This window comes from Kitasatospora sp. NPDC005856, from assembly GCF_040629945.1.
Lineage (GTDB): Bacteria > Actinomycetota > Actinomycetes > Streptomycetales > Streptomycetaceae > Kitasatospora.
Genome location: NZ_JBEXWT010000081.1, coordinates 34,086 through 41,889, shown reverse-complemented (window position 1 = coordinate 41,889; position 7,804 = coordinate 34,086). Strand labels below are relative to the sequence as shown.

The following is a 7,804-nucleotide window of genomic DNA, read 5'->3' as shown; positions in this document are numbered from 1 at the left end:
GGGGGGGGGCTCCTCGCCCGCGGCGCCGTTCTCGTCGGCGCCCGGGGGGGCCCGGGGGGGGGGGGCGGCGGGGGGCCGGCAGCCCCCCCGCCCCCCCGCGACGTCCCGCGGGTCACTCCTCGCCGTCGGGCCGTCCGCGCCGGGCCACCGCCGCGACCGCGCCGGCCAGGCCGCCGACGCCGAGCACGATGAAGGCGACCGGGATGACGATCCGCCCGTTCACCGACTGGTCGTTGAGCGCCGCGACCAGGTAGAGCACCGCGATCACGGTGAACAGCGCGCCCGCGATCAGCGAGAACAGGTCGATCCGGTGCTTCCTCACTGCTGGACCACCTTGATGTTGCCGAGCCCGATTCCGAGTTCGAGATTGAGGGTCCCCTTGGCCTGCTGCCCGTTGGCAGGGCCGATCAGGTAGGTGTGCCGCCCGGTGCTGTCGCTCTGCTCACCGGGGACGGCGACCTCGCCCAGACCGACCCGGGCCACCAGGTTCACCGTGACGTCGTCCGGCACGGTGATGGCCATCTCGCCGGCGCCGAGGTCGACCTTGGTGGCGAGGGTGGCCCCCGCCGGGTCGATCGCGGAGAGGTCCAGCCTGATGTCCCCGGCGCCGAGGTTGTAGCGGTCGCGCAGGTCGGCCGCCGAGGTGACGGTCCAGTTGCGATCGCCGACGGCGTCGCGTACGGAGTCCGGCGAGTGGCCGACGAAGGCCAGCGCCACGGTGAGCAGCAGGCCGGTCACCGCCAGCCGGCGGGCCCGTCCGAACTTCGCGCCGACCAGCAGCGTCAGGCCCACCACCAGCAGCGCCGTGGCCAGCACCGTCGCGCCCCGCACGGTGGGGTCGTGGTGGCCGGAGGTGGCGGCCCAGACCGCGGCGCCCGCGCCGATCGCCAGCAGGAAGCCGAAGAAGCCGAGCGCGGAGCGCTCCCGGGGGCGCCGTACGGCTGCGGGCTCGGGGCGGCGCGGGTGCTCCTTGCGCAGCGGGTCGCCCTCCGGCAGGTCGGCGCGCTGCCACCAGGGCTGGGCCGGGCCGCCGACCGGCGGCACCGGGGTGCCGAAGGGCGGGGTCGGGGTGGCGGTGGAGGCGCCGCCGTACGGGTTGCGCTCGGGGTGGCGGGGGTCCCAGAGGTAGCCGCCGGCGCCGGGGGCCGGGTTGTCGGCGGGGCCCTTTCCGGCCGCCCTGGCGGACTCGTCCTGCTCCGGCCGCGGCCAGCGGTAGGCCCCCCCGGCGCTCGCGGCGTTCCCGGGGCTCGCGGTGCCGCCGGTGACCCCGGTGTCCTCCGCCCCGGGGAAGTGGCGGTCGTACGGGCCGCCGCGGCGGCGGCGTTCGCGCCCCCGGCCCCGGCGGCGGTCCGGGTCGTAGCGCACCGCCAGGAAGACCAGGGCGCCGAGCAGCAGCAGCGGGAACATCTGGTCCCCGTTGCCCATCGAGGAGAAGAACACCCCGGTGCCGATCACGGTCAGGAGCACCGCGCCGACCGACTGGCCGTCCACCCGCCCGGTGAGCACCCGCTGGAGCTCGGTGCGCCCGCCGCGGCCCTTGGGCGCGCCGTCGGTCGGGACGATCAGCCAGGCCAGGCCGTACAGGAACAGCCCGAGGCCGCCGGAGAGGCAGAGCACCACCGTGACGACCCGGAAGACCACCGGGTCGATGTCCAGGTGCCGGCCCAGGCCGCCGCAGACGCCGGCCACCACGCGGTGGTGCTCGGCCCGGGTCAGTGGCGGGCGGTCCGGTTCCGGCGGGGCGGCGGGCCCGGCCTCCTCGATGCGGGGGTCCTCGGTCATGGGCACCATCCTTGCGGCAGGGGAGGGCCCGGCCCAACCGGGTCGATCCCTGTCCGTACCCTGACTTGTCCCTGATACGGGATGGGGACACACCCTGATGCGCCCGCGGGTGCCCGCGTGGAACCATCGGTGCCGTGGCAGCCCCCGGAACCGATCCCCGACCCACCGCTCCCGACACCGCCCCGTCGGCCGGGGCGGACCCGAGCGCGCCCGACGGCGGGCGGCCGCCCTACCGGCGGCTCTACCGCAGTCCGCAGGGACGGATGCTGGGCGGCGTCGCGCACGGCCTGGCGGTGCACCTCGGGCTGCCGGTGCGGTGGGTGCGGATCGCCTTCGTGGCGCTGTTCTTCGCCCAGGGGATCGGCGCGCTGCTGTACGCCGCGTTCTGGTTCGTGGTGCCGATCGGCATCGGCGAGCCCTCGCAGCGCGGCGGCGCCCAGTGGGTCTACCTCAACGGGGTGTTCGTCCCGGCCTCGCCCGGGGTGCAGGGCGGCCTGCTGAGCAAGGGCGGCAAGGAGGACCGGGGCGGTCAGGGCGGCGGCTGGGTGGGCCGGATGCGCCGGCTGCTCCAGCACACCCTGCAGGGCGAGCCGGTGGGCTCCCTCCCGGAGGGGGAGGAGGAGGCGCAGGCCGGCAAGGGCGGGCAGGGCGGCCTCGGCCAGCTCGCCGCCCTGGTGATGACGGTGATCGGTGTGATCGCCCTGCTCAACGTGCTCGGCTGGCAGACCGCCAAGCCGTACACCTGGCCGCTGCTGGCGATCGGCGTCGGCGTGGCGCTGGTCTGGCGGCAGGCCGACGACTCGCGCTGGCAGCGCTGGTTCGGCATCGAGGAGGGCGAGAAGCGGCGCGGCGCCTACACCCGGGTCGGCGCGGGCGTGCTGCTCGCGGTGGCCGGCACCATCGCGCTGCTCGCCATGCAGGGCAGCGGTTCCACGCTCGGCTCGGTGATCGAGGCCTCGCTCGCGGTGCTGGCCGGCGTGCTGGTGCTGCTCGGCCCGTACGGCCTGCGGCTCTGGCAGGACCTCGGGGCCGAGCGCACCGCCCGCATCCGCGCCCAGGAGCGGGCCGAGATCGCCGCGCACATCCACGACTCCGTCCTCCACACCCTGACCCTGATCCAGCGCCGCGCCGAGGACCCCAAGGAGGTGCTGCGGCTGGCGCGCTCGCAGGAGCGCGAGCTGCGGCTGTGGCTGTACCGCCCGGAGGCCGCCGCCGAGGCCGCGCCGGACACCATGGCGGAGACCCTGCGGGCCGCCGTCGCCGAGGTCGAGGACCGGCACGGCGTCCAGGTCGAGCTGGTGATCGTCGGCGACTGCCCGATGGACGAGAGGATCGCGGCACAGATGCAGGCCGCGAGGGAGGCGACCGTCAACGCGGCCAAGTACGGTGGCGGGGGACCGGTCCAGGTCTACGCCGAGGTGGAGGGGAGGACGGTGTCGGTGTTCGTCCGCGACCACGGTCCCGGCTTCGACCCCGACACGGTGCCCGAGGACCGGATGGGCGTACGGGAGTCGATCATCGGCCGGATGAAGCGCAACGGCGGCACCGCTCGGGTGCGGCCGGCGGCGGGCGGCGGCACCGAGGTCGAGTTGGAGATGGAGAGAACGGATGACTGAGGCAGCTCCGATGGGGGTCCCCCCGGCCGGAGGCAGGGGGAGTACCGCGCGGGTCGTGCTGGTGGACGACCACCGGATGTTCCGGACGGGGGTCAGGGCCGAGATCGGCCGCACCGAGGTGACCGGCATCGACGTGGTCGGCGAGGCGGACGACGTGGACTCGGCGGTCCGCGTGGTCGCCGAGACCAGGCCGGACGTGGTGCTGCTCGACGTCCACCTGCCGGGCGGCGGCGGCGTCGAGGTGCTGCGCCGCTCCGTCGGGGTGATGGGCGAGCAGGGAGGGGTGAAGTTCCTGGCGCTGTCGGTGTCGGACGCCGCCGAGGACGTCATCGGCGTCATCCGCGGCGGCGCGCGCGGCTACGTCACCAAGACCATCACCGGGAGCGACCTCGTGAACGCGGTCTTCCGGATCGCCGACGGCGACGCGGTGTTCTCGCCCCGGCTGGCCGGCTTCGTGCTGGACGCCTTCGCCGCCACCGACACCCCGCCGGTGGACGAGGACTTGGACCGGCTCACCCAGCGCGAGCGCGAGGTCCTGCGGCTGATCGCCCGCGGCTACGCCTACAAGGAGATCGCCAAGCAGCTCTTCATCTCGGTGAAGACGGTCGAGAGCCACGTCTCCGCCGTGCTGCGCAAGCTCCAGCTCAGCAACCGCCACGAGCTGACCCGCTGGGCCACGGCCCGACGCCTGGTCTGACCCCAGGCGTCCTCGCACGTCAGGGCGAGCCCGCCCGTCCGGTCCGCGTCGACGGGGCCGGGGCGGGCGGGCTTGTCGGCGGGTGGCCATAGACTCGATGTGCCATGAGTAGCCTCTTTGACGACCTTCCGCTCCCCGGTTTCGAGGCACCCGCCGCCGGGTCGAAGCAGCCCGCCGCGCCCATCGACGAGGAGCCCCCGCCGTACGACGACGACGTTCCGTACGACGCTTACGAGGAGGCCATCCCGGACGGGCTGTTCCAGACCGACCACTCCGCCGAGGCGGAGCGGGACGCCTGGTACCGCAACGGCGCCGCGCGGGCGGTGGTGGACCCGGCGCAGCTGCTGGAGGGGATGAACGACCCGCAGCGCGAGGCGGTGCTGCACGCGGGCTCCCCCCTGCTGATCGTGGCCGGCGCCGGCTCGGGCAAGACCCGGGTGCTGACCCACCGGATCGCCTACCTGCTGGGCGCCCGCGGGGTGCAGCCGGGGGAGATCCTGGCGATCACCTTCACCAACAAGGCGGCCGGCGAGATGCGCGAGCGCGTCGAGGCGCTGGTCGGCCCGCGCGCCCGGGCGATGTGGGTCTCCACCTTCCACAGCGCCTGCGTGCGCATCCTGCGCCGCGAGTCCAAGCAGCTGGGTTTCACCTCCAGCTTCTCGATCTACGACTCGGCGGACTCGCAGCGGCTGATGTCGCTGGTCTGCCGCGACCTCGACCTGGACCCGAAGCAGTTCCCGCCGAAGTCCTTCACGGCGAAGGTCAGCAACCTCAAGAACGAGCTGATCGACGAGGAGACCTTCGCCGACCGGGCCGCCAACCCGATGGAGAAGAAGCTCGCCGAGGCGTACGCGCTCTACCAGCGGCGGCTGCGCGAGGCCAACGCGCTGGACTTCGACGACATCATCATGACGACGGTGAACCTGCTGCAGGCCTTCCCCGACGTCGCCGAGCACTACCGGCGCCGGTTCCGGCACATCCTGGTCGACGAGTACCAGGACACCAACCACGCCCAGTACACGCTGGTCCGGGAGCTGACCGGCGGCTCGGTGGCGGACGCGCCCCGGCGCACCGTCGACGGCGATCCGGTGAACCCGGCGGCCGGGCGGCTCGCCGAGGTGCCGCCGGCCGAGCTGTGCGTGGTCGGTGACGCGGACCAGTCGATCTACGCCTTCCGCGGCGCGACCATCCGCAACATCCTCCAGTTCGAGGAGGACTACCCGAACGCGACCACGATCCTGCTGGAGCAGAACTACCGCTCCACCCAGACCATCCTGAGCGCCGCCAACGCCGTCATCGAGCGCAACGCCAACCGCCGCGAGAAGAAGCTGTGGACGGCCGGCGAGCACGGCGAGAAGGTCGTCGGCTACGTGGCGGACGACGAGCACGGCGAGGCCCAGTTCATCGCCGACGAGATCGACCGGCTCACCGACAAGGGCGAGGCCAAGCCCGGCGACGTCGCGATCTTCTACCGGACCAACGCCCAGTCCCGCGTGTTCGAGGAGGTGTTCATCCGGGTCGGCCTGCCGTACAAGGTGGTCGGCGGGGTGCGCTTCTACGAGCGCAAGGAGGTCCGGGACGTCCTGGCGTACCTGCGGGTGCTCTCCAACCCGGAGGACACCGTGCCGCTGCGCCGGATCCTCAACGTGCCCAAGCGCGGCATCGGCGAGCGGGCCGAGGCGATGATCGACGCGCTGTCCGCGCGGGAGCGGATCTCCTTCGCCCAGGCGCTGGTCCGGGTCGACGAGGCGTACGGGATGGCCGCGCGCTCGGCCAACGCCGTCAAGAAGTTCAACACCCTGATGGCCGGGCTGCGCCAGGTCGTCGAGTCGGGCGCGGGCCCGGCGGCGGTGCTGGAGGCCGTCCTGGAGGAGACCGGCTACCTCGCCGAGCTCCAGGCGTCCACCGACCCGCAGGACGAGACCCGGGTGGAGAACCTCCAGGAACTCGCTTCCGTCGCCCTGGAGTACGAGCAGGACCCGGGCGAGCGGCCGGACGCCGGCGAGGAGGGCACGCCGCCGGTCGGTTCGCTGGCCGACTTCCTGGAGCGGGTCGCGCTGGTCGCCGACTCCGACCAGATCCCGGACGAGGACGAGGACGGGCAGGGCGTCATCACGATGATGACCCTGCACACCGCCAAGGGCCTGGAGTTCCCGGTGGTCTTCCTCACCGGCATGGAGGACGGGATCTTCCCGCACATGCGGGCGCTCAACCAGGTCAAGGAACTGGAGGAGGAGCGCCGGCTCGCGTACGTCGGGCTCACCCGGGCCCGCGAGCGGCTGTACCTGACCCGCTCGGTGCTGCGCAGCGCCTGGGGGCAGCCGGCCTACAACCCGGCCTCGCGGTTCCTGGAGGAGATCCCGGAGACGCTGGTGGAGTGGAAGCGCACCGGGGCGGCCCAGGCGCCGGCCCAGCGCGGTTACTCCTCGGGCTCGTCCTGGGGCAAGTCCTCGTCCGGGGGCGGGAGTTCGCGGTCGTCCTCGTCGGCCGCGCCGAAGGCGGGCTGGGGGCAGTCGGTCCGGCGCGGCGGCCAGGTGGTGGAGCGCGAGGCCGTCTCGCTCGCGGTCGGCGACCGGGTCACCCACGACAGCTTCGGGCTGGGCACGGTGGTGGCCGTCACGGGCGCCGGCGACCGGGCGCAGGCCACCGTCGACTTCGGGACGGAGGGGCGCAAGCAGCTGCTGCTGCGCTACGCGCCCGTCGAGAAGTTGTAGGGCGGTGCCCGGCCCGCGCCCGACGGCGCGGGCTGGGCCCTCAGCGCGGGTCCAGCCCGTTGGCGAGGAACCAGGGCAGCGGGTCGATCGGCTTGCTGTCCTGCGGCCGGATCTCGAAGTGCAGGTGCGGGCCGGTGCTGTTGCCGCTGGTGCCGACGAAGGCGATCACGTCGCCCTGCTTCACCGGGCCCTTGCGCACCTTGTACGCCCGCAGGTGGCAGTACCAGGCCTCGGTGCCGTCGGGCATCTTGAGGATCGTCATGTAGCCGTAGAACGGGTTCCACTGGGTGCGCAGGGTGCCGTCGGTCACGGCGTAGACCTCGGAGCCGCCGTCCACCGGGAAGTCGATGCCGGTGTGCCGGTTGGCCCAGTGGGTGCCGGCCTCGCCGAACAGTTCGCCGAGGCCGTGCTGGGCGACCGGCATGACCACCTTGGGCTTGACCGGCTCGGGGGCCGGCTGGGCCGTGGGCTGTGCGACGGGGGCCTCGGTGGGCTGCGCCCCGGCCAGCGGCTGGCGGGCGTCGCCGCGCGAGGCCTGGGCCGGTGCGCCGGCGGCGATCGCCTGGGCGGCCGCCGCGTGCGCGGCGGCGGTGTCGGGGGCTTCGTCCGCCGCGCTCAGCGGCACCCGTCCGGCGGCCTGGGCGCGCTGGTCGGCCTCCCCCTGCACCGAGACCGCCGCCGCGGCGGCCACTCCGAGCGCGGCCACCGACGGCAGCGCGACCCGCAGCAACGCCGTCCGGGTGGCCGCCTTGGCGGCGCCGCGGCGCTGGGCGCGGGACTGCTCGCGGGCGGCGAGGCGCAGTTCCGCGCGGGTCGGACGGGCGGCTGCATCGGGAGCCATCGGGGGCTGCCTCCTCGGTGGGCCTCGGGCGTCGTCGGGCGAGGGGGGAGAACAGCCGTGACTGTAGCCCCCTGGCCGACGCCCCGGAAAAACCTCCGGATGTCAAGGGGTCGGCCGGGGGGTCTGTGCGGAGGTTGCGGGGAGGAGGGGTATA

Annotated in this window: 6 protein-coding genes; 3 read left to right on the top strand and 3 right to left on the bottom strand. The window is 74.1% G+C overall.

What is annotated here, in order from left to right; genetic code table 11:
* Positions 1 to 112: 112 nt before the first annotated feature.
* Together ABZ449_RS33265 and ABZ449_RS33260 are read right to left on the bottom strand one after the other, a co-directional pair.
* Positions 113 to 322: a hypothetical protein gene (locus ABZ449_RS33265; RefSeq protein ID WP_360353587.1), complete on the bottom strand. Its 210-nt coding sequence runs from the start codon at positions 320 to 322 to the stop codon at positions 113 to 115.
* Positions 319 to 1,782, bottom strand: coding sequence for a PspC domain-containing protein (locus ABZ449_RS33260; protein WP_360353585.1), 1,464 nt, complete (start codon positions 1,780 to 1,782; stop codon positions 319 to 321). The genes ABZ449_RS33265 and ABZ449_RS33260 overlap by 4 nt, the downstream gene beginning before the upstream one ends.
* A 134-nt stretch (positions 1,783 to 1,916) precedes the next feature.
* Between ABZ449_RS33260 and ABZ449_RS33255 the strand changes: the two genes are divergently transcribed.
* From ABZ449_RS33255 to pcrA, 3 genes are all read left to right on the top strand, one after another.
* Positions 1,917 to 3,398, top strand: coding sequence for a PspC domain-containing protein (locus ABZ449_RS33255; RefSeq protein ID WP_360353583.1), 1,482 nt, complete (start codon positions 1,917 to 1,919; stop codon positions 3,396 to 3,398).
* A complete protein-coding gene (locus ABZ449_RS33250; RefSeq protein ID WP_360353581.1) occupies positions 3,391 to 4,095 on the top strand; it encodes a response regulator transcription factor in 705 nt (234 codons plus the stop codon). The genes ABZ449_RS33255 and ABZ449_RS33250 overlap by 8 nt, the downstream gene beginning before the upstream one ends.
* Before the next feature lie 104 nt (positions 4,096 to 4,199).
* Positions 4,200 to 6,809, top strand: coding sequence for a DNA helicase PcrA (gene pcrA / locus ABZ449_RS33245; RefSeq protein WP_360353580.1), 2,610 nt, complete (start codon positions 4,200 to 4,202; stop codon positions 6,807 to 6,809).
* A 40-nt stretch (positions 6,810 to 6,849) separates the two neighbouring features.
* On the opposite strand, the gene ABZ449_RS33240 is transcribed toward pcrA, so the two are convergent.
* Positions 6,850 to 7,650 carry a M23 family metallopeptidase gene (locus ABZ449_RS33240; RefSeq protein ID WP_360353578.1) on the bottom strand — a complete coding sequence of 267 codons (801 nt, stop codon included), beginning with the start codon at positions 7,648 to 7,650 and terminating at the stop codon, positions 6,850 to 6,852.
* Between the last annotated feature and the right edge of the window lie 154 nt (positions 7,651 to 7,804).